The organism is Streptomyces sp. BE20 (genome assembly GCF_036322525.1).
In the GTDB taxonomy this organism is placed as follows: domain Bacteria; phylum Actinomycetota; class Actinomycetes; order Streptomycetales; family Streptomycetaceae; genus Kitasatospora.
The window spans coordinates 1-209 of sequence record NZ_JAQYWW010001026.1; the positions used below are offsets into that span (position 1 = coordinate 1).

The following is a 209-nucleotide window of genomic DNA, read 5'->3' on the forward strand; positions in this document are numbered from 1 at the left end:
CGCCCCGGAACGCGCCGCGACCACCCGCGCCCCGTCCTCCACCGTGAGCGCCCCCGCCACCACCGCGGCCACCACCTCACCCTGCGAATGACCCACCACCGCGGCGGGAACCACCCCGAACGACTCCCACCACGCCGTGAGCGCCACACCCACCGCCCACAGCACCGGCTGCACCACCTCCACCCGCGCCAACCAGTCGTCCCCGCCCC

Annotated in this window: 1 protein-coding gene; it reads right to left on the reverse strand. The window is 76.6% G+C overall.

Annotated features, from left to right (window positions below):
• Positions 1–209 (reverse strand): acyltransferase domain-containing protein (locus PUR61_RS28710; protein WP_329882394.1); only part of this gene is annotated, 209 nt, incomplete at both ends.